This window comes from Sphingomonas sp. CFBP 13603 (assembly GCF_014892665.1).
Lineage (GTDB): Bacteria > Pseudomonadota > Alphaproteobacteria > Sphingomonadales > Sphingomonadaceae > Sphingomonas.
Window position 1 is genome coordinate 24,170 of the sequence record NZ_JADBIA010000010.1, and the last position, 18,368, is coordinate 42,537.

The 18,368-nt window shown below is 66.3% G+C and carries 16 protein-coding genes; 14 read left to right on the forward strand and 2 right to left on the reverse strand.

Features of this window, described 5'->3' with window-relative positions; translation table 11 throughout:
• Window positions 1-4 precede the first annotated feature (4 nt).
• From IFR23_RS14745 to IFR23_RS14790, 10 genes are all read left to right on the forward strand, one after another.
• On the forward strand, window positions 5-817 hold the full coding sequence (locus IFR23_RS14745; RefSeq protein WP_192976563.1) for a Cof-type HAD-IIB family hydrolase: 813 nt from the start codon (window positions 5-7) through the stop codon (window positions 815-817).
• A complete protein-coding gene (locus IFR23_RS14750; protein ID WP_192976564.1) occupies window positions 814-1,557 on the forward strand; it encodes an HAD-IIB family hydrolase in 744 nt (247 codons plus the stop codon). The genes IFR23_RS14745 and IFR23_RS14750 overlap by 4 nt, the downstream gene beginning before the upstream one ends.
• 4 nt (window positions 1,558-1,561) lie before the next feature.
• On the forward strand, window positions 1,562-2,029 hold the full coding sequence (locus IFR23_RS14755; RefSeq protein ID WP_192976565.1) for a GreA/GreB family elongation factor: 468 nt from the start codon (window positions 1,562-1,564) through the stop codon (window positions 2,027-2,029).
• On the forward strand, window positions 2,029-2,211 hold the full coding sequence (locus tag IFR23_RS14760) for a hypothetical protein (RefSeq protein ID WP_055881387.1): 183 nt from the start codon (window positions 2,029-2,031) through the stop codon (window positions 2,209-2,211). The genes IFR23_RS14755 and IFR23_RS14760 overlap by 1 nt, the downstream gene beginning before the upstream one ends.
• A 457-nt stretch (window positions 2,212-2,668) precedes the next feature.
• Complete coding sequence (locus tag IFR23_RS14765; protein ID WP_274599196.1) at window positions 2,669-3,841, forward strand: NAD(P)/FAD-dependent oxidoreductase; 1,173 nt, start codon at window positions 2,669-2,671, stop codon at window positions 3,839-3,841.
• A gap of 56 nt (window positions 3,842-3,897) precedes the next feature.
• Window positions 3,898-5,667: a DEAD/DEAH box helicase gene (locus tag IFR23_RS14770; protein WP_192976566.1), complete on the forward strand. Its 1,770-nt coding sequence runs from the start codon at window positions 3,898-3,900 to the stop codon at window positions 5,665-5,667.
• 166 nt (window positions 5,668-5,833) lie between these two features.
• Window positions 5,834-6,304 (forward strand): YaiI/YqxD family protein, encoded by a 471-nt coding sequence (locus IFR23_RS14775; RefSeq protein WP_192976567.1) that lies wholly within the window; start codon window positions 5,834-5,836, stop codon window positions 6,302-6,304.
• A gap of 88 nt (window positions 6,305-6,392) precedes the next feature.
• Entirely contained in the window at window positions 6,393-7,691 is a 1,299-nt protein-coding gene (locus IFR23_RS14780) for an Hsp70 family protein (protein WP_192976568.1), read from the forward strand.
• Window positions 7,688-8,350, forward strand: a complete 663-nt coding sequence (locus IFR23_RS14785; RefSeq protein ID WP_192976666.1) for a spermidine synthase — start codon at window positions 7,688-7,690, stop codon at window positions 8,348-8,350. Before IFR23_RS14780 ends, IFR23_RS14785 begins: the two co-directional genes overlap by 4 nt.
• Window positions 8,347-9,405 carry an AbrB family transcriptional regulator gene (locus IFR23_RS14790; protein WP_192976569.1) on the forward strand — a complete coding sequence of 353 codons (1,059 nt, stop codon included), beginning with the start codon at window positions 8,347-8,349 and terminating at the stop codon, window positions 9,403-9,405. The genes IFR23_RS14785 and IFR23_RS14790 overlap by 4 nt, the downstream gene beginning before the upstream one ends.
• A gap of 124 nt (window positions 9,406-9,529) precedes the next feature.
• Here the strand turns inward: IFR23_RS14790 and IFR23_RS14795 are convergent, their stop codons facing one another.
• Window positions 9,530-10,855, reverse strand: coding sequence for a sigma-54-dependent transcriptional regulator (locus IFR23_RS14795; protein WP_192976570.1), 1,326 nt, complete (start codon window positions 10,853-10,855; stop codon window positions 9,530-9,532).
• Window positions 10,852-12,609: a sensor histidine kinase gene (locus IFR23_RS14800; protein ID WP_197978466.1), complete on the reverse strand. Its 1,758-nt coding sequence runs from the start codon at window positions 12,607-12,609 to the stop codon at window positions 10,852-10,854. The genes IFR23_RS14795 and IFR23_RS14800 overlap by 4 nt, the downstream gene beginning before the upstream one ends.
• Window positions 12,610-12,841: 232 nt before the next feature.
• Between IFR23_RS14800 and IFR23_RS14805 the strand changes: the two genes are divergently transcribed.
• The 4 genes from IFR23_RS14805 (at window position 12,842) to IFR23_RS14820 (ending at window position 18,328) form a co-directional block, all read left to right on the forward strand.
• Window positions 12,842-14,185 carry a dicarboxylate/amino acid:cation symporter gene (locus tag IFR23_RS14805; protein WP_274599197.1) on the forward strand — a complete coding sequence of 448 codons (1,344 nt, stop codon included), beginning with the start codon at window positions 12,842-12,844 and terminating at the stop codon, window positions 14,183-14,185.
• Between the two features lie 52 nt (window positions 14,186-14,237).
• The gene (locus tag IFR23_RS14810; protein WP_244655712.1) at window positions 14,238-15,776 is read left to right on the forward strand and encodes an alginate export family protein; all 1,539 of its coding nucleotides are present in this window, start codon (window positions 14,238-14,240) and stop codon (window positions 15,774-15,776) included.
• Between the two features lie 268 nt (window positions 15,777-16,044).
• The gene (locus IFR23_RS14815; RefSeq protein ID WP_192976669.1) at window positions 16,045-17,241 is read left to right on the forward strand and encodes an acyl-CoA dehydrogenase family protein; all 1,197 of its coding nucleotides are present in this window, start codon (window positions 16,045-16,047) and stop codon (window positions 17,239-17,241) included.
• A 4-nt stretch (window positions 17,242-17,245) separates the two neighbouring features.
• Window positions 17,246-18,328 (forward strand): acyl-CoA dehydrogenase family protein, encoded by a 1,083-nt coding sequence (locus IFR23_RS14820; RefSeq protein WP_192976572.1) that lies wholly within the window; start codon window positions 17,246-17,248, stop codon window positions 18,326-18,328.
• Window positions 18,329-18,368 lie beyond the last annotated feature (40 nt).

Sequence of the window (18,368 nt, forward strand, 5' to 3'; positions counted from 1 at the left end):
TGGCATGAGCGATATCAAGCTCCTGGTTTCCGATGTCGACGGCACGCTCGTCGACAAGGAGAAGAAGGTCACGCCCGCGACCGTCGACGCGGTCAAGCGACTGAAGGCGGCGGGCCTCGGTTTCACGATCATCAGCGCGCGGCCGCGGTCGGGGATGATGCCGATCGCGGACCTGCTCGGCATCGACGAGCCGATGGGCGCGTTCAACGGCGGCATCGTGTTCAAGCGCGACGGCACCGTGATCGAGCACCACATGATCGACGTCGATGTCGTGCGTGGCGCGATGGAGATCATCGGTGACGCGCCGGTCGATACATGGTTCTTCGCGGATGATGTCTGGTACGCCAGCACCGACCAGGGTGGCCATGTCGGCAGCGAGAAGAAGGCCTCCGCGCAGGACCCGGTGATCGTCTCCGACTTCACCGCTCTGCTCGCCAAGGCTGACAAGGTGACTTTCGTCAGCGACGACGAGGATTTGTTGCGCAACCTGCATGCCAAGGTCGCCGCCAAGTTCGATACGCAGGCGACGATCGTCCAGTCGCAGACCTATTACCTCGACATCACGCCCGTCGCCGGCAACAAGGGCAGCGGGATCGAGGAACTGGCGGATGCGTTCGGTATCTCGTTGACCGAGACCGCGGCGATCGGCGATCAGGCCAACGACATCGCGATGCTCAAGCGCGCCAAGCTGGCGATCGCGATGGGCAACGCACCGCAAGCCGTCCGTGACGTCGCGCACGAGATTACCAGCGCGAACGATGCCGACGGCGTCGCCCACGCGATCGACACGTTTATCCTTACTGGAGTTTCCGCATGAAAGAGTTGGTTGCCTTCGACCTCGATGGAACGCTGGCCGAGAGCAAGCAGCCCCTGCAGGAGCCGATGGGCGAGGCACTGGCGAACCTGCTCGACGTCGCGCATGTCGCGGTGATCTCGGGCGGCGACTGGCCGCAGTTCGAGAAGCAGGTCGCGTCGCGCCTGCCCGAGCGGGCCGATCGCACCAAGCTGTGGCTGATGCCGACGACGGGGACCAAGCTGTACCGTTTCGATGGCGAATGGCGCGCAGTGTATGCCGAGCTGTTCGAGGACGACGAGAAGCAGAAGATTCTCAAGGCGTTCGACGAGGCGCTCGAGGCCACCGGATTCGTGCCGGAGAAGACCTGGGGTGAGCGGATCGAGGATCGTGGCAGCCAGATCACGTTCTCGGCACTCGGCCAGGAAGCACCGATCGACGCGAAGCACAGCTGGGATCCCGACTTCGCCAAGCGCAAGGTGATCCAGGCCGATCTGCAGAAGCGCCTGCCGGGGCTGTCGATCAACATGGGCGGTGCGACCTCGATCGACATCACGCGTGAGGGTGTCGACAAGGCGTATGGTCTGAAGAAGCTCAACGAGGCGAGCGGCATCGCGCTCGACAAGATGATGTTCATCGGCGACGCGATCTTCCCGGGCGGGAACGACTATCCGGCTGAGCAGCTTGGGCTGGACGTCGTGAAGGTGAAGAACGTCGACGGCACGCTGGCGGCGATCGCCGGGATCGTCGCGTGCCTGAAGTAAGGGCGTGAGCGTCGCCTTCCGTCGCGAGAGTGACGAGGAACATCTCGAACCCAAGTTCGAACAGCCGATCGCGCCGGGGCCTAATCTGGTCACCGCGCGCGGGCTTCGGTTGCTCGGCGAGCGGGTGGTCGCGATCGAGGCTGCGGTTGCGGCTGAGACGGACGAGGAGGCGCGCAAACTGCTGCTTCGCGACCTGCGCTATTGGCACACGCGCCAGACGACCGCCGAACTCGCGCCTTCGCCGGAAGAGGACGAGGTTGGGATCGGGTCGCGAGTTCGGGTTCGGATGAATGGAGCTGAGCGCGTGATCGCGATCGTCGGTGGTGACGAGGCCGAGCCCGGCGAGGACCGGCTGGCGTTCTCGGCACCGCTGGCGCGCGCGCTGATGGGCGCGGCGGTTGGCGAGACGGTTGCGTTTGCGGACAAGGCGGATGCGATCGAGGTTCTGGCGATCGACAAGGATGACGGCTGATGGCTGAGGCGAAATTCGAGCGGCATCGTCAGGCGTGGACGCAGGACGAGATCCAGAAGCTGCACACGCTCGCCAAGAAGGGCATGGCGTTGAAGGCGATCGCCAAGGCGCTGACCCGGAGCGAGGAGTCGGTGAAGGTTCGGGCGAAGGAAGACTCGTTGAATATTGCCAAGCTGCGGTGAGGTGAAAAGAGCCCTCTCCCCTCCGGGGAGAGGGTTGGGTAAGGGGCTGTTCTTGGCGGTGCACTGCTTGGCGGCCCCTCACCCCGACCCTCTCCCCGGAGGGGAGAGGAAGTAGAAAGGCCCGCAGCAACCTTCGCCATATCGTCGGAAAATCCGGCCCCCAATGGCACCGCCCCGGCGAAGGCCGGGGCCCAATTGGAAAGGTCGTGGTAACGGCGCGTGACGTGCGTCATTTCCGTCTTCCAATTGGGCCCCGGCCTTCGCCGGGGTGGTTCTGGTGTTGGACGCGGTGTGGCCAACAGTTATGCGGGGCACTCCCTATGTGGCACACCCCGAACACGCTACAGCGGCCACCCCTTGTTCTCCCGCGAAGGCGGGAGCCCAGTCTGGGTCCCCGCCTTCGCGGGGAAACATTCTTGACTAGCTGCCCGCCCAACCAAGCCGCACGGAGCGACACTTGTCCGAATACGACGCGATAATCCTCGGGGCAGGCGCCGCCGGCCTCATGTGCGCCGCCGTCGCCGGCCAGCGCGGGCGCAAGATCCTGCTCGTCGATCACGCGGACCAGGCCGGCAAGAAGATCCTGATCTCCGGCGGAGGGCGGTGCAATTTCACCAACGTCCACACCGCCGCCGACCGCTACATCTCCGCCAACCCGCATTTCGCCAAGTCCGCACTCGGCCGCTACACCGCGCAGGATTTCATCGCGCTCGTCGAATCCTACGGCATCGCGTGGCACGAGAAGACGCTCGGCCAACTCTTCTGCGACGGCTCGGCACGACAGATCGTCGAGATGCTCCTCGACGAATGCGACAAGGGCCGCGTCGACCTGTCGCTCGGCCGCGCGGTCACCGGAGTCGACCATGCAGACGGCCGCTACCGCGTGTCGCTGGACGGCCGCACCGTCACCGCCCCCGCGCTGGTGATCGCAACCGGCGGCCCGTCGATCCCGAAGATGGGCGCGACCGGGTTCGCTTATGACCTCGCACGGCAGTTCGGGTTGAAGGTTGTCGAACCACGTCCCGCACTCGTCCCGCTGACGCTCGGCGGCGACGAGACGCTGTTCCGCGAACTGTCCGGAGTCGCTGCCGAAGTCGTCGCGACCGCCGGCAAGACCGCGTTCCGCGAAGCCGCGCTGTTCACGCACCGTGGCCTGTCCGGCCCCGCGATCCTCCAGGTGTCGTCCTATTGGCGCAACGGCCAGCCCGTCGGCATTGATTTCCTCCCCGATCGCGAGTCCGGCTGGCTCCCCGCCGCCAAGCGTACCACGCCGCGCGCGACTCTCCGGAAACTGCTCGGAAACACGCTTCCGGACCGGCTCGCGGAGACTTTGAGCGAGCGATTGGGGATGACGAGCGAGATTTCCACGCTCACCGACCGGAAACTCCAGGACGCCGAACGCGCGCTAAGTCACTGGCAATTCACGCCAAACGGCTCGGAAGGCTATGCCAAGGCCGAGGTCACCGCGGGCGGAATCAGCACCGCGGAACTGTCATCGCAAACAATGCAAGCCAAACGCGTACCAATGCTGTATGCAGTCGGCGAAGCGGTCGATGTCACAGGGTGGCTCGGCGGCTACAACTTCCAATGGGCATGGGCGAGCGGGTGGGCCGCGGGTCAAGTCCTGTAGGGACCACCACGCCAGTGCCTTGCCGTTGCGTAAGCCGGCCACCAATTAGGACGTACATGCCTTTTACAAATATTCCGTCGCTTCTTTCCGAGGCGCTCGAAGCGCGCGGCTATACCGCGCTCACCCCCGTCCAGGCTCATGTGATCGAGGACAATGCGATCGGTCGCGATCTCGTCGTGTCGGCGCAGACCGGCTCGGGCAAGACCGTCGCGTTCGGCCTGGCGATGGCCGGCGAACTGCTCGGTGAAGCCGGCGAGGACGGCGTCCAGCGCCTGCCCGCGCCGCACAAGCCGCTCGTGCTCTGCATCGCGCCGACTCGCGAGCTCGCGCTCCAGGTCAGCCGCGAGCTGATGTGGCTCTATGCCAAGGCCGGCGCGCGCATCTCGACCTGCGTCGGCGGGATGGACGCCTCGAAGGAGCGTCGTTCGCTCGCGCACGGTGCGCATATCGTCGTCGGTACGCCGGGGCGTCTGCGCGATCATCTGGAGCGTGGCGCGCTCGACCTGTCGGCCCTTAAGGTCGCGGTGCTCGACGAGGCCGACGAGATGCTCGACATGGGCTTCCGCGAAGACCTCGAGCAGATCCTCGACGCATCGCCCGAGAGCCGTCGCACGCTGCTGTTCTCGGCGACGATGCCGCGGCCGATCGTCGCGCTCGCCAAGCGTTACCAGAAGGACGCGCTGCGGATCTCGACTGTCGGCGAGGATCGCGGTCATGGCGATATCTCGTACCAGGCCGTCACGGTCTCGCCGTCCGAGATCGAGCATGCGGTGATCAACCTGCTGCGCTTCCATGAGGCGGAGACGGCGATGCTGTTCTGCGCGACTCGCGATAACGTGCGTCATCTGCATGCGAGCCTGGTCGAGCGTGGCTTTGCCGCCGTGGCCTTGTCGGGCGAGCATTCGCAGAACGAGCGTAACGCCGCGCTTCAGGCGCTGCGCGATCGTCGTGCACGCGTCTGCGTCGCGACCGACGTTGCTGCGCGCGGGATCGATCTGCCGACGCTGTCGCTGGTCGTGCACGTCGAGCTGCCGCGCGATGCCGAGACGCTTCAGCATCGCTCGGGTCGTACCGGTCGTGCGGGCAAGAAGGGCACGGCCGTCCTGATCGTGCCGTTCCCGCGTCGTCGTCGTGTCGAGATGATGCTCCGTGGTGCCAAGATCAACGCGGAGTGGGTCAACGCCCCGACCGCCGAGGACATCCGCAAGAACGATCACGAGCGGCTGATCGGCATGCTGTTGCAGCCGGTCGAGGTCGAGGAGGAGGATCGCGCGCTCGCCGTCCGCCTGATGGCCGAGAAGACGCCGGAAGATATCGCCGCCGCGCTGGTGCATATGCACCGCGCGACGATGCCGCAAGCCGAGGATCTGATCGACCAGAGCAAGCAGCCGACGCAGGACGAGCGTTCGCAGGGGCCGCGCGCGGGCTTCGAGGACACCGTCTGGTTCCGCATGGACATCGGCCGTCGCCAGAACGCCGATCCGCGCTGGATCCTGCCGCTGATCTGCCGTCGCGGGCACATCACCAAGTCGGAGATCGGCGCGATCCGCATCGGCCCGAACGAAACGGCTTTCGAGATTCCGCGGGCGGTTGCGTCGCGGTTCTCGGCGGCGATCCAGCGTACCGCACAGGCTGGTGAGGAAGAGAGCGGCGTTGCGATCGAGGCGATGCAGGGTGCGCCCGAGAGCGGTGCGCGGCATGACGGCGGCGGCGGTGGTCGCAGCAATGCGAGCGGCCCTCGCTCGACGCTGCACCGTTCGGCTCCCCGTGGCGGCCCGGCTCCGGCGCGGAAGCCTCCGTACCGTGGTAACCGCGAGCGTAGCTGAGGGCCTCGGCGCGCCCTTCCCAATAGGGGAGGGCGCGCCGCCCTCAAGAACTCCGTCATCCTGACGAAAGTCAGGATCCAGAGTAACGAACGCCGCCCTGCTTGATCCTGGATCCTGACTTTCGTCAGGATGACGGGAATGAGCGGGGCGGTTCGGGATGTGTACGATGACGAACGTATCTTCCAGCACGATCCGCATCCTCGTCGACGCTGACGCGTGCCCGGTCAAAGACGAGATCTACAAGGTCGCGTGGCGCCACGAAGTCCCCGTGACGATCGTCGCGAACAGCCATTTCCGCATCCCCATCCATCCGCTGATCTCGCGCGTAGTCGTGAGCGACGGGTTCGACGCCGCAGACGACTGGATCGCCGAACAGGCCGATGCGAAGTCGGTCGTGATCACCGCCGACATCCTGCTCGCCGACCGCTGCGTGAAAGCCGGCGCGACCGTGCTCGCCAACACCGGCAAGCCTTTCACCACCAGTTCTATCGGCGGCGCGATCGCAACGCGCGCGATCATGGCCGATCTGCGCGCGGGTGGCGACATCATCGGCGGCCCGGCACCGTTTTCGAAAGCCGACCGGTCGAGCTTCCTCTCCGCGCTCGATGCCGCGCTTGTCCGGCTGAAGCGCCGCTAAGCTCGCCGCCTGCCCTGAAACCGACTTTACCGGTTGCCATCCCACGCTTCGCATCGGCATAGGCGCGCGTTCATTGAAGGACGACGCGATGCAGACGGACGCTGGCGGCCCCGCTTTGGGGCTGGATTTCGGCACGACCAACAGCGTCGTGGCGCTGGGGACCAAAGGCGGTTCGCCGGAGCTGGTGATGTTCGCCGCCCCTGCCGAGACTAGCCCGGTGTTTCGATCGGCGTTGTGTTTCTGGCAGGACGACAGCGGCAAGGGGCTCGCGTCGGACGCGGGGCCTTGGGCGATCGCGGAGTATATGGAATATCCGCTCGACAGCCGGTTCATCCAGTCGTTCAAGTCGGTCGCGGCGATGAAGACGTTCGAGCAGGCCTCGGTGTTCGACAAGCGCTATCGCTTCGAGGAGATGGGCCAGCTGTTTCTCGAAAAGCTGATTTCGCATGCGGGCGGCAAGCTCGACACGCGGCCGCACCGGATCGTGGTGGGGCGGCCGGTCGAATATGCTGGTGCGCGGCCTGACGAAGCACTGGCCCGCACGCGGTATGACGCGATGTTCAAGGGTTTCGGCGCGGAGATCCATTACGTCTACGAACCGCTCGGTGCGGCGTATAGCTATGCGACGCGGCTGACCGAGCCGGCGACGATCCTGGTGGCTGATTTCGGCGGCGGGACGAGCGACTTTTCGGTCGTGCGCGTTGCCGAGCCGGGCGCGGCGCGGCGGTGTACGCCGCTTGGGCATGCAGGCGTGGGGATCGCGGGCGATCGGTTCGATTACCGGATTCTCGACCGGCTGGTGCTGCCGATGCTCGGCAAGGGCGGCGCGTACAAGTCGTTCGGCAAGGAACTGGAGATTCCGCGCGCGTATTTCGCCGACTTCGCGGACTGGTCCAGGCTGGCGCTGATGCGCAACCGCAAGACGATGACCGAACTGGAGCGGTTGCAGAAGACCGCCGTGGATCCGGATGCGATCGGGCGGATGATCGCGGTGATCGAGAACGAACTGGGCTATCCGCTGTACGATGCGGTCGGGTCGCTCAAGCGCGCGCTGTCGAGCGGCGAGGATGCGCATTTCCACTTTGCGGGCGCTGGGCTGGAGATTGAGGCGGACGTGACGCGGGCGCAGTTCGAGGGCTGGATCACCGACGACGTCGTGCGGATCGAGGCGGCGGTCGATCGGGCCTTGGAGGTCGCCAACGTCGGTGGTGGCGAGATCGACCGGGTGTTCCTGACCGGCGGATCGTCACTGATTGCGCGCATCCGGCAAATCTTCGTCGAGCGGTTCGGCGAGGCGGCGATCATGAGCGGCGGCGAACTGACCTCGATCGCGCACGGGCTGGCCTTGATCGGCGAGCAGGACGATATTGCGGCTTGGTCGGCATGATCCCTCGGGTGCTGTTGGGAACGGCGCAGGTGCCGGGCGGGGGTGAACTCCGGCTCCTCCAGCGTGGCGCCGAGTTCTCGATCATGCTCGGTGCGAACGAGTTGATGAACAGTCGGTTGAGCGGGTCGGAAGAGGCGCTGGCGGTGCAGGCGTGCGACCGGATCGGTGGGCGGCCGGGCGTGCGGATGCTGATTGGCGGGCTTGGGATGGGGTTTACCCTCCGCGCGGCGCTGGCTCGGCTTGTGCCTGACGCGGAAGTAGCGGTTGCGGAGATCGTGCCGGCGGTGATCGAGTGGGCGCGGGGGCCTATGGCGGCGCTGCACGAGGACAGCCTGACCGATCCGCGGACGCGCATTTTCGAGGGCGATGTCGCCGCGGCGATCGCGGAGGGTGATTGGGACGCGATCCTGCTCGATGTCGACAACGGTCCGGACGGGATTTCTCGGCCGGGTAACGATCGGCTTTACGGGGCGCGTGGATTGTCTCTGGCGCGGGTGGCATTGCGGCCGGGCGGGGTGCTTGCCGTGTGGTCGTCCGCGCCGAGCAAGCCGTTCGCCACACGACTTGCCGAAGCGGGTTTCGCGGTCGACGAAGTGATTGCGCGTGCGACGCGGAAGGGCGGCGCGCGGCATACGATCTGGTTCGCTACCAAGGCATGATCGGGCGCTGGGCCGTATTGATCGCGCTGTCGGCGGTGATTGCGGGGGTGCTGGAACTGGTCGGGCTGCCCGCGGGATTGCTGCTCGGGCCGATGATCGCTGCGGTCGTGCTGGCGGTGCGGGGGTGGTCGCTGAGCGTGCCGACTTCGGCGTTTCGGGGTGCGCAGGCTGCGGTCGGGACGCTGATCGCGGGATCGATCACGACCGGGATCGTCGCGACGGTGGCGGATCATTGGCCAGTGTTCCTGATGGTCAATTTCGTCACGCTCGCCGCTAGCAGCGTGCTCGGGTATTTGCTGAGCCGGTGGCAGGTGTTGCCAGGCACCGTCGCGGTGTGGGGATCGACGCCCGGCGCGGCGAGCGCGATGGTGTTGATGGCGCAGGCGTACGGCGCGGACTCGCGGCTGGTCGCGGTGATGACGTATACGCGGGTCGTGAGCGTGGCGGTGGTCGCGTCGGTGCTGGCGGCGGTGATGGTCGGTGGCGGGAGCGGGCATCATGTTGCCGCGACGTGGTTCGCGGCGGTCGATCCGGTTGCCGTGCTGCGGACGATCGCGATTGCCGGTGTTGGTGCGACTGTTGGCGTCGTGCTGAAGTTGCCGGCGGGCGCTCTGCTCGGGTCGCTGGTCGCGGGAGCGGCGCTCAATGTTACAGGCGTCGCGCAGCCGGTGTTGCCGCAGTGGTTGCTCGCGATCAGCTATGCAGTGGTCGGGTGGCGGATCGGGCTGTCGTTCACGCGCGATACGCTGCGGGTCGCGGGGAAGGCGATGCCACGGATCCTGCTGTCGGTGGCGTTGCTGATCGCGTTCTGCGGCGGGATCGCGGCGGCGTTGACGCGCTGGTGGGGGATCGATCCGGTCACCGCGTATCTGGCGACTAGTCCGGGCGGGATGGATTCGGTCGCGATCATCGCTGCGTCGAGCCCGGTGGATGTGCCGTTCGTGATGGCGCTTCAGGTGCTGCGGTTTCTGGGAGTGTTGTCGATCGGGCCTCCGCTCGCGAAGTTCGTCGCCACGCGGCAGGGCGGGGTGCCGCCGCCGGGTATTCCGACCTAGTTCGGTCCTCCCCTGCAAGGGGAGGTGTCGCGCAGCGACGGAGGGGTATCGCCCTATCGAGCGCGGATCACCCCTCCGTCAGCGCTGCGCGCTGCCACCTCCCCTTGTAGGGGAGGATTGAGCGTTAGCCCTTGGTCGGTCGGTAGGCCTCGACGTCGATGTCGTGGCGCTTGAGCTTGTCGTAGAACGTTTTCCGCGGGATGCCGAGCGCGGCCAGGGCCGAGCGGACGTCGCCGCTGACTTGTTGGAGGGTCGCGCGGATCGTCGCTTCCTCGAACTTGTCGACGCGGGCGGGGAGGGGAATGTCGCTGTCTTCGTCGACCGCCTCTTCCGCCTCGACTCGGAGCACGAGGCGTTTGGCGAGGTTGTCGAGTTCGCGGACGTTGCCGGGCCAGTCGTGCTGGCCGAGATAGGCTAGCGTGGCGGTGTCGATCGTCGCGACCTCGCGGCCGAACCGTTCCGCCGCCTGGTGGAGTAGATGCCCGAACAGCAGCGGTATGTCATCGCGGCGTTCTCTAAGCGGCGGGATGCGCAGGCGTACCGCGTCGAGGCGGAAGAGGAGGTCGGCGCGGAATCGGCCTTCGTCGACTGCCTGTTCGAGGCCGGGTTTGGCAGCGGCGATCACGCGGAGATCGAGTGCGCGCGGGAGGTCGCCACCGACCGGCATCACTTCGCGCTCCTCGAGCACGCGGAGCAGTTTTGCCTGGAACGCCGGCAGCGTGCTCGCGATCTCGTCGAGGAACAGCGTGCCGCGGTTCGAGGCCTCGATCCGGCCGGTGCGGGGAAGGCGGGAATCGCCGTCATGGCCGAACAGCTCGATCTCGGCGACCGCCTCGGGCAATGCGGCGCAGTTGACCGCGACGAACGGGCGTGACCTGCGGTTGCTCCAGCGGTGGAGTAGTACAGCGACGAGTTCCTTGCCGGTGCCGGTCTCGCCTTCGACCAGCACGTCGATGTCGGCTTGGGCGATCTGGCGCATCGTTTCGCGGAGGCGGACCATCACCGGGGTTTCGCCGATCAGGGGTTCGGCGCCGATGGTTTCCTCCGCCGCGGCGCGGAGCCGGCGGTTGTCGAGCACGAGGCGGCGCATTTCGAGCGCCCGGCGCGCGCCAGCGATCAGGTGATCGGTCGCGAACGGTTTCGGGATGAAGTCGAACGCGCCGTTCTTGAGCGCGGCGACCGCCATCGCGACGTCGCCGTGGCCGGTCATCAGCAGCACCGGGATCTCGTGGTCGATCGCGGCGATCCGGCGGAAGAGTTCGAGCCCGTCCATTTTCGGCATGCGGATGTCGGACACCACCGCGCCGTCGAACCCGGCGGTCACGCGGGCGAGCGCCACGGTCGGGTCGCGCTCGGCGATCACCGCGATCCCGGCGAGTTCGAACGATTGCTCGAGCGCCCCGCGGAGCACATCGTCGTCGTCGACGAGTAAGACGGCCTGCTCGCTCATGCCTTCACCAGGATCATACGGAAGATGGCGCCTTCTGGAGCGGGGACGAGGTCGAGCGTGCCGCCGAACTCTGTCATGATGTCGCGCGCGATGCCGAGGCCGAGCCCGAGGCCGTCCTTCTTGCTCGTCGCGAACGGGGTGAAGAGGTGGTCGGCGATGTCGGGCTCGATGCCGGGGCCGTTGTCGGCGACGGTCAGCACGACGTCGCGGCCTTTCCGTCCGACCGTGACGCTGACGCGGGCATCTCGGCGGTCGGCGACCGCGTCGAGCGCGTTCTGGAGGAGGTTGACCAGCACCTGTTCCAGGCGGACGCGACCGGCGATCACCGTCAGTCGCGCCTCGGGGCCGTTCGGCAGGTCGAGCGTAACGCCCTTGGCGCGGAAGCGGTCGCCGATCAGCAGGCGGACGCCGTCGATCGCTTCGTCTAGCGCTACCGGACCGATCGAGCCTGCGCCACGCCGTGCGTAGCGCCTGAGCCCGGCGGTGATGGTGCCGATCCGGCTGGTGAGGTCGACGATCGACTGGAGATTGGTTGCGGCCCGCGCGGGTTCGCCGCGGTCGAGGAACGCCGCGGCATTGTCGGCGAAGGTCCGGATCGCGGCAACGGGCTGGTTGATCTCGTGCGCGACGCTGGCGGTGATCGTACCGATCGAGCCGACGCGGTTGGCGTGCGCTAGTTCCTCGCGGGCCTGGCGGAAGCGCTGGTCGGAGGCCTCGCGCTGCTCTACCTCGATCTGGAGGCGGTCGGCGGTGGCGCGGAGCTCGGCGGTGCGGCGGGCGACCTCGGCCTCGAGTTCGGCGCGGGCGCCGGCATTGCGCTTCCGCCGCTCCTGAAGCCACCACGCGGCCAGCATTGCCGCGATCGTCGCCAGCGCCGCGATCGCGGTCGCCCAGCGGGTACGGGCCGCGGCGGTGCGCAGCGCGGCGTCGAGCGGCTCCATATGCACCAGCCGCCACTTCGCGATCGGTACGGGCAGCGAGACCTCTACCGCCGGCGTCCCGTCGGCGAGGCGCGCGCGATCGGCGTCGAGCACGAGCGGCGCAGGCGCGAGTGGGGAGGCACCGAATTGCCGCGTCGCGATCAGTTCTGCGCGGCGCGTCGACGATAGCGGGCGCGTCGTACGGAATTGCAGGCGGGGGTCGCTCGCGATCAGGATGATGCCGTCGGGATCGGTGACGAAGGTCGCCATCCGGTCCTGGATCCACGCGCGGGCGATCGTGCCGAACTCGACCTTGACGACCACCACGCCGAGCGGTCGTCCGGCGCGATCGATGCGGCGCGACAGGTACAGGCCTGGGCGCCCGCTGACGCTGCCCAGCGCGAAGAACTCGGTCGCGCCCGATGCCATCGCCTTGGTGAAATAGTCGCGGTAGCGATAGTCGTGGCCGAGAAAGCTGTCGGGGCGGCCGGCGTTCGACGCCGCGATCGTCATGCCCTGCGTATCGAGCGCGTAGATCACCGGGGCGCCGGTTCGCTCCGCCAGCATGGCCAGTTTGGTGTTGAGCGCCGGGTCGACGGTGCCTGATGCCAGCGCCGCACGGACATCGGGATATTCACCAAGCATGACCGGGAGCAGGCGGTAGGTCTGCAACTCGGCTTCGAGCAGCCGGAGGTTGCTGCGGGTCTGCTGGATCGCGCGCATCCGTACGCTCGCGGTCGCGTCCGCCACCGCACGCGGGCCGTAGACCGAGGCGACTCCGGCGACGATCACACCGAGTGCGGCAAACGCGAGCAGCACCGCCAGCGCAGTCATGAAAAGAGGGGATCGGAGCCGCGCCATCTGTGCGGATTATCACACACCACTAGGTCGCGCCACTCCGTAAAATCGGCATTTCTCGCACATCTGAAGACTGGGTATGTATGCAAACCACGCAAAACCAACGTTTTATGCGCATGACCACATAGTCTTGTAGTCCTTGGTTCGGCCCGGCATTACCGTCAGCATAACGTCCCGTGGCAGTGGACGAGGTTTTCAGGAGGCGATGTTGACCCTACCCACCCAGACATATGGCGTCGCGGAAACGCCCGCGCGGAAGCGCTGGAGCGGCCAGCTCTATATCCAGGTCCTGATCGCGATCGCGCTCGGCGCGGCGCTCGGGCATTTCTATCCGACCTATGGTGCGGCGCTGAAGCCGCTCGGCGACGCGTTCATCAAGCTGGTGAAGATGATCATCGCACCGGTGATCTTCCTGACGCTCGTCACCGGTATTGCCGGTATGAAGGAGCTCGGCTCGGTCGGCCGCGTCGCGGGCAAGGCGTTCGCGTATTTCCTGTTCTTCTCGACGCTCGCGCTGATCGTCGGCCTGATCGTCGCCAACGTCGTCCAGCCGGGCGCGGGGATGAACATCGACGCCGCCACGCTCGATACCAAGGGCATCGCGGATTACACCGTGAAGGCGCACGAGACGACGATCACCGGGTTCCTGATGAGCATCATCCCGGACACGATGGTCAGCGCATTCACCGAGGGCAACATCCTCCAGATCCTGCTCGTCGCGATCCTGTTCGGTATCTCGCTGAGCCTGGTCGGCGAGCCTGCCAAGCCGGTGCTGAACTTCCTCGAGCGCCTCAGCCTGATCGTCTTCAAGCTGGTCGGCATCCTGATGCGCGCAGCTCCGCTCGGTGCGTTCGGCGCGATCGCGTTCACGATCGGGAAGTACGGGATCGGCAGCCTTGCCAATCTCGGTGCGCTGGTCGCGACCTTCTATCTGACCGCGGCGCTGTTCGTGATCGTCATCCTTGGCACCGTCGCTCGCCTGACGGGCTTCTCGATCTTCAAGCTGATCAAGTATCTGAAGGCCGAGCTGCTACTGGTGCTCGGTACGTCGTCGTCGGAAGCCGCGCTGCCGAACCTGATCCAGAAGATGGAGGCGGCAGGCTGCGAGAAGTCGGTCGTCGGGCTGGTCGTGCCGACCGGCTATTCGTTCAACCTCGACGGCACCAACATCTACATGACGCTGGCGGCGTTGTTCATCGCGCAGGCAACCAACACGCATCTGACGCTCGGCCAGGAACTGTTGCTGCTGGTCGTCGCGATGATCTCTTCGAAGGGTGCCGCGGGCGTCACCGGCGCGGGCTTCATCACCTTGGCCGCGACACTGTCGATCGTGCCGACGGTGCCGATCGCCGGCATGGCGCTGATCCTCGGCGTCGATCGCTTCATGAGCGAGTGCCGCAGCCTCACCAACTTCATCGGCAACGCGGTCGCGACGATCGTCGTCGCCCGCTGGGAAGGCGCACTCGACCGCGACAAGCTCGATGCTGCGCTGTCGGGCAGGCTTCCCGAGTTCGTGCCGGCGGCGATCCCTGCCGCTGCTACCGCCCATTGATGCCGGCGGGGACGGCCAGTCCGTCCCCGTTCGCCAGTACCGGAACTTGCTTATGACCTCGATGACGATGCGCCGCTTGCGGCACGCGGCTGGCCTTGCCACGTCCGCGCTCTCGATCTTCGCGTTTGCGAATGTCGCCACCGCGCAGGCCGAGGCGCCGCCGTCACGGCAGGCCAATATCGGCGCCAAGGACGTGTCGAGCACCGCCGAAGCCTCGCCGATCGCCGAGAGCTATCCCAATGCCGCGATCGGCGACGGCGTGACGGCGGGTGGCTACAACCAGTCGCGCTGGGCGGAGGACTGGTCGAAGCTGCGCGATCCGAAGAAGCGCAAGGACATTGTCGACCAGCTGAAGTTCATCTCGATCGCGGGTGATGGCGACGTCTATCTGACGCTGTCGGGCGAGGCGCGGTTCCGCGTCAACGAGACGACCAACCCCAATCTGCGCGATGCCGAGGCACAGCGACAGGACATTCTTCGCCTGTTCGGTGGCGCCGACCTGCATGTCGGCCAGCATCTCCGTTTCTATGGCGAGCTCGCACATGGGACGCTGGAGGGGCAGAATCTCGGGACCGCGCTGCCGAACCTGCGCAACAAGCTGGCCGTCCAGCAGGCATTCGTCGATCTGACCGGGACGGTCGCCGATGTCGATGTCGGCGTGCGCTATGGCCGCCAGACGTTTGCGGACGGTCCCAACCTGCTGGTCGTGCCGCGCGACAACAACACGCTGTTCTTCGGTTTCAACGGCTTCCGCGCCTGGGCGCGCACCGCCGGCGTCCGTGCCGACGTGTTCGATTTCAAGCCGACTGCATACGGCAATGGCGGTACTCAGGATGACAATGCGGAGAGCGCGCGGCGCTTCTCGGGCATCTCGACGGGCATCGTCGTGCCGGAGACGCTGTTCGGCGGTTCGAAGCTGTACGTCGATCCGTTCCTGTGGCGCCTGCGCAACCGCGCGGCGGTATGGGGCACGGACAATGCGCGCGAAGTCCGCAATTTCTACGGGCTCCACGTCTGGGGCGATGCAGGGCCGGTCAATCTCGACTGGACGATCAATTACCAGGGCGGTTCGTACGACAATCGCTCGATCAAGGCGTGGCTGATCCTGTTGGCGCAGACCTACAAGCTCGGCGAGGGCAAGTCCGCGCCGCGCGTCGGCTTCCACGCGGACTATGCGAGCGGCGGCGGCGCGTACGGTAATGGCACGTTGCGCAACTCGTTGGCGCCGTTCGGCAACAACATCTATTACAGCTATCAGCTGTTCGCGACGCCGACCAACCTGCTCGCGCTGGCGCCCAACGTGACCTTCACGCCGTTCGGCAAGCTGCGCATGACCGCGGAGTATCAGCGCTCGTGGCGCGATACGACGAGCGATGCGGTGTACCGTGCGAACGGGACCGCGTTTGCCGGGACGCAGAATTTCGGGGGCAAGAAGATCGCCGATACGCTGCGGTTCCAGGCGGTGTACCCGTTCACCTCGCGGCTGTCGTTCACCGGGCGTTACGAGCATTTGATCGCGGGGCCTGCGCTGACGAATGCGGGGTACAAGAACTCCGACTTCCTCGCTGGCTGGATCAGCTACCGGTTCTGACGCTTTACTGATCCTCCCCTGCAAGGGGGAGGTGGCTGGCGCTTGTCAGACGGAGGGGGAGGAAAGGGCTTACGTCTGTTCCGTGTCCTCCCCCTCCGTCACCTGCGGTGCCACCTCCCCCTGGCGGGGGAGGATTGATAGGCCGCGATACCGTTCGGATTAACCTGCGTCGCTCCGCACGACAAATTCGGTTATCCAGACCATACCGGTCCTTCAATTCCCCGATCGACTGTGGCACACAGGCTCCAACATCAGGAGTCACATGGCCATGGATCTCAGCTTCACGCCCGAGGAAGAAGCCTTCCGCGAGGAAGTCCGCAGCTTCTTCCGCGACAAACTTCCCGCCCGCCTCTCGACGCTGGTCCGCGAGGGCAAGCGGCTGCGCAAGTCGGACATGGAGGAATGGCACGCGATCCTCAACGAACGCGGATGGCTGGCGAACCACTGGCCCGAGGAGTGGGGCGGTCCGGGCTGGAGCGTGATCCAGCGCTTCATCTTCGACAATGAATCCGCGCTCGCGCACGCGCCCCGCGTCGTGCCGTTCGGGGTGAACATGCTCGGGCCGGTGCTGATCAAATACGGCTCGGAGGAGCAGAAGAAGCAGTGGCTGCCGCGGATTCTCGACGGCTCCGACTGGTGGTGCCAGGGGTATTCCGAGCCGGGTGCGGGGTCCGATCTCGCGGGGCTCAAGACGACGGCTGTCAGGAAGGGCGACGTCTACGTCGTCAACGGCCAGAAGACGTGGACGACGCTCGGCCAGCATGCCGACATGATCTTCTGCCTCGTTCGCACCGACGCGACGGCGAAGAAGCAGGAGGGGATCTCGTTCCTGCTGATCGACATGAAGTCGCCCGGCATCGAAGTCCGCCCGATCACGCTGATCGACGGAGAGCAGGAAGTGAACGAGGTGTTCTTCACCGATGTCGAGGTGCCCGTCGCCAACCTCGTCGGCGAGGAGAATCTGGGCTGGACCTACGCAAAGTACCTGCTGACCTACGAGCGCACCAACATCGCCGGCGTCGGCTTCTCGATCGCGTCGTTCGAGCGGCTGAAGGAGGTCGCGCAGATGCAGAAGAAGGGCGGGCGCTCGCTGGCCGACGATCCGTTGTTCGCGGCGCGGATGGCACGGGTCGAGATCGACTTGGCCAACATGCAGACGACCAACCTGCGCGTGCTCGCGGCGGTGGCGGGCGGCGGTGCGCCGGGTGCGGAGAGTTCGATGCTCAAGATCAAGGGCACCGAGATCCGCCAAGAGATCACCTCGCTGACGCGTCGCGCCTATGGATCGTACGCGGCGCCCTACATACCCGAAGCTCTGGAGGCCGGGTGGAACGGCGAGGATGTCGGCCCGGAGGACGCGGCGATGGCGGCGCCGAGCTATTTCAACAACCGCAAACTGTCGATCTTCGGCGGGTCGAACGAGATCCAGAAGAACATCATCTCCAAAGCCATCCTGGGTCTGTGATACCATGAACTTCGAACACACCGACGACCGCCGCATGCTCGCCGACACGCTCGTGCGGGCGCTGCGCGACGGCTATCCGATCGAGACGCGCAACGCGGGAGCGTATGGCGAGGCGGGGTACGACCCGGCGGTCTGGCAGCAGTTGAATGAACTCGGCATCGTGTCCGCGCTGTTCGACGAGGCGGCGGGCGGCTTCGGCGGCAGTGGGTTCGACATCATGGTGGTGTTCGAGGCGCTCGGCCGCGCGCTGGTAGTCGAGCCGTTCCTCGGTGCGCTGATGGCGGGGCGTGCGCTGGCGAAGGCCGGCGGGCATGACGAGACGCTTGCCGGGATCGTGTCCGGCGAGACGATCGCCGCGTTCGCGCATGAGGATGGCGCGACGCCGGTGACCGCGACGAAGAGTGGCAATGGCTGGACGCTGAGCGGGACGAAGGCGGTCGTCTCGCAGGCCGGCGCCGCATCGGTGTTCGTTGTGACGGTGGAGCAGGATGGCGACCCGCTGGTGTTGCTCGTGCCGGCGGATACGGCGGGGGTGTCGGTGCGCAGCTTCAACGTCGTCGAGGGTGGTGCGGCCGGGGACGTGACGTTCGAGAACGCCACGCTCGGTGCGGATGCGCGCGTTGGTGACGAAGGGCAGGGGCAGGCGATCGTCGATGCGGCGGTCGGGGCGGGGTTGCTCGCGTTGTCGGCCGAAGCGGTCGGTGCGATGGAGTTCGTCAAGGAGGCGACGCTCGGCTACCTTCGCGACCGCAAACAGTTCGGCGTGCCGATCGGCAAGTTCCAGGCGCTCCAGCATCGCATGGCGACGGTGTTGCTCGAAATCGAGCAGGCGCACTCCGCGGTGATCAATGCGGCGTCGGCGTTCGACGGTGATGATGCGAAGGCACGGGAACGAGCGTTGTCTGCTGCGAAATACACGATCGGGCGAACTGGTGCGCTGGTCGCGGAGGAGACGATCCAGCTCCACGGCGGCATCGGCATGACGTGGGAGTATGCGGTGTCGCACTACGCCAAGCGGCTGGTGATGATCGACCACCAGTTGGGTGATGAGGACTATCACCTGCAACGCTACATCGCGCTGGGCTGACCCTTCAGTCCGTCATCCTGACTCTGGTCAGGATGACGGT

Coding starts and splice junctions, on each gene's coding strand:
- IFR23_RS14760 (WP_055881387.1), top strand. CDS start 2,029: ATGGCTGAGGCGAAATTCGAGCGGCATCGTCAGGCGTGGACGCAGGAC.
- IFR23_RS14750 (WP_192976564.1), top strand. CDS start 814: ATGAAAGAGTTGGTTGCCTTCGACCTCGATGGAACGCTGGCCGAGAGC.
- IFR23_RS14820 (WP_192976572.1), top strand. CDS start 17,246: ATGAACTTCGAACACACCGACGACCGCCGCATGCTCGCCGACACGCTC.
- IFR23_RS14780 (WP_192976568.1), top strand. CDS start 6,393: ATGCAGACGGACGCTGGCGGCCCCGCTTTGGGGCTGGATTTCGGCACG.
- IFR23_RS14770 (WP_192976566.1), top strand. CDS start 3,898: ATGCCTTTTACAAATATTCCGTCGCTTCTTTCCGAGGCGCTCGAAGCG.
- IFR23_RS14795 (WP_192976570.1), bottom strand. CDS start 10,855: ATGAGCGAGCAGGCCGTCTTACTCGTCGACGACGACGATGTGCTCCGC.
- IFR23_RS14785 (WP_192976666.1), top strand. CDS start 7,688: ATGATCCCTCGGGTGCTGTTGGGAACGGCGCAGGTGCCGGGCGGGGGT.
- IFR23_RS14815 (WP_192976669.1), top strand. CDS start 16,045: ATGGATCTCAGCTTCACGCCCGAGGAAGAAGCCTTCCGCGAGGAAGTC.
- IFR23_RS14775 (WP_192976567.1), top strand. CDS start 5,834: ATGACGAACGTATCTTCCAGCACGATCCGCATCCTCGTCGACGCTGAC.
- IFR23_RS14800 (WP_197978466.1), bottom strand. CDS start 12,609: ATGACTGCGCTGGCGGTGCTGCTCGCGTTTGCCGCACTCGGTGTGATC.
- IFR23_RS14745 (WP_192976563.1), top strand. CDS start 5: ATGAGCGATATCAAGCTCCTGGTTTCCGATGTCGACGGCACGCTCGTC.
- IFR23_RS14790 (WP_192976569.1), top strand. CDS start 8,347: ATGATCGGGCGCTGGGCCGTATTGATCGCGCTGTCGGCGGTGATTGCG.
- IFR23_RS14810 (WP_244655712.1), top strand. CDS start 14,238: ATGACCTCGATGACGATGCGCCGCTTGCGGCACGCGGCTGGCCTTGCC.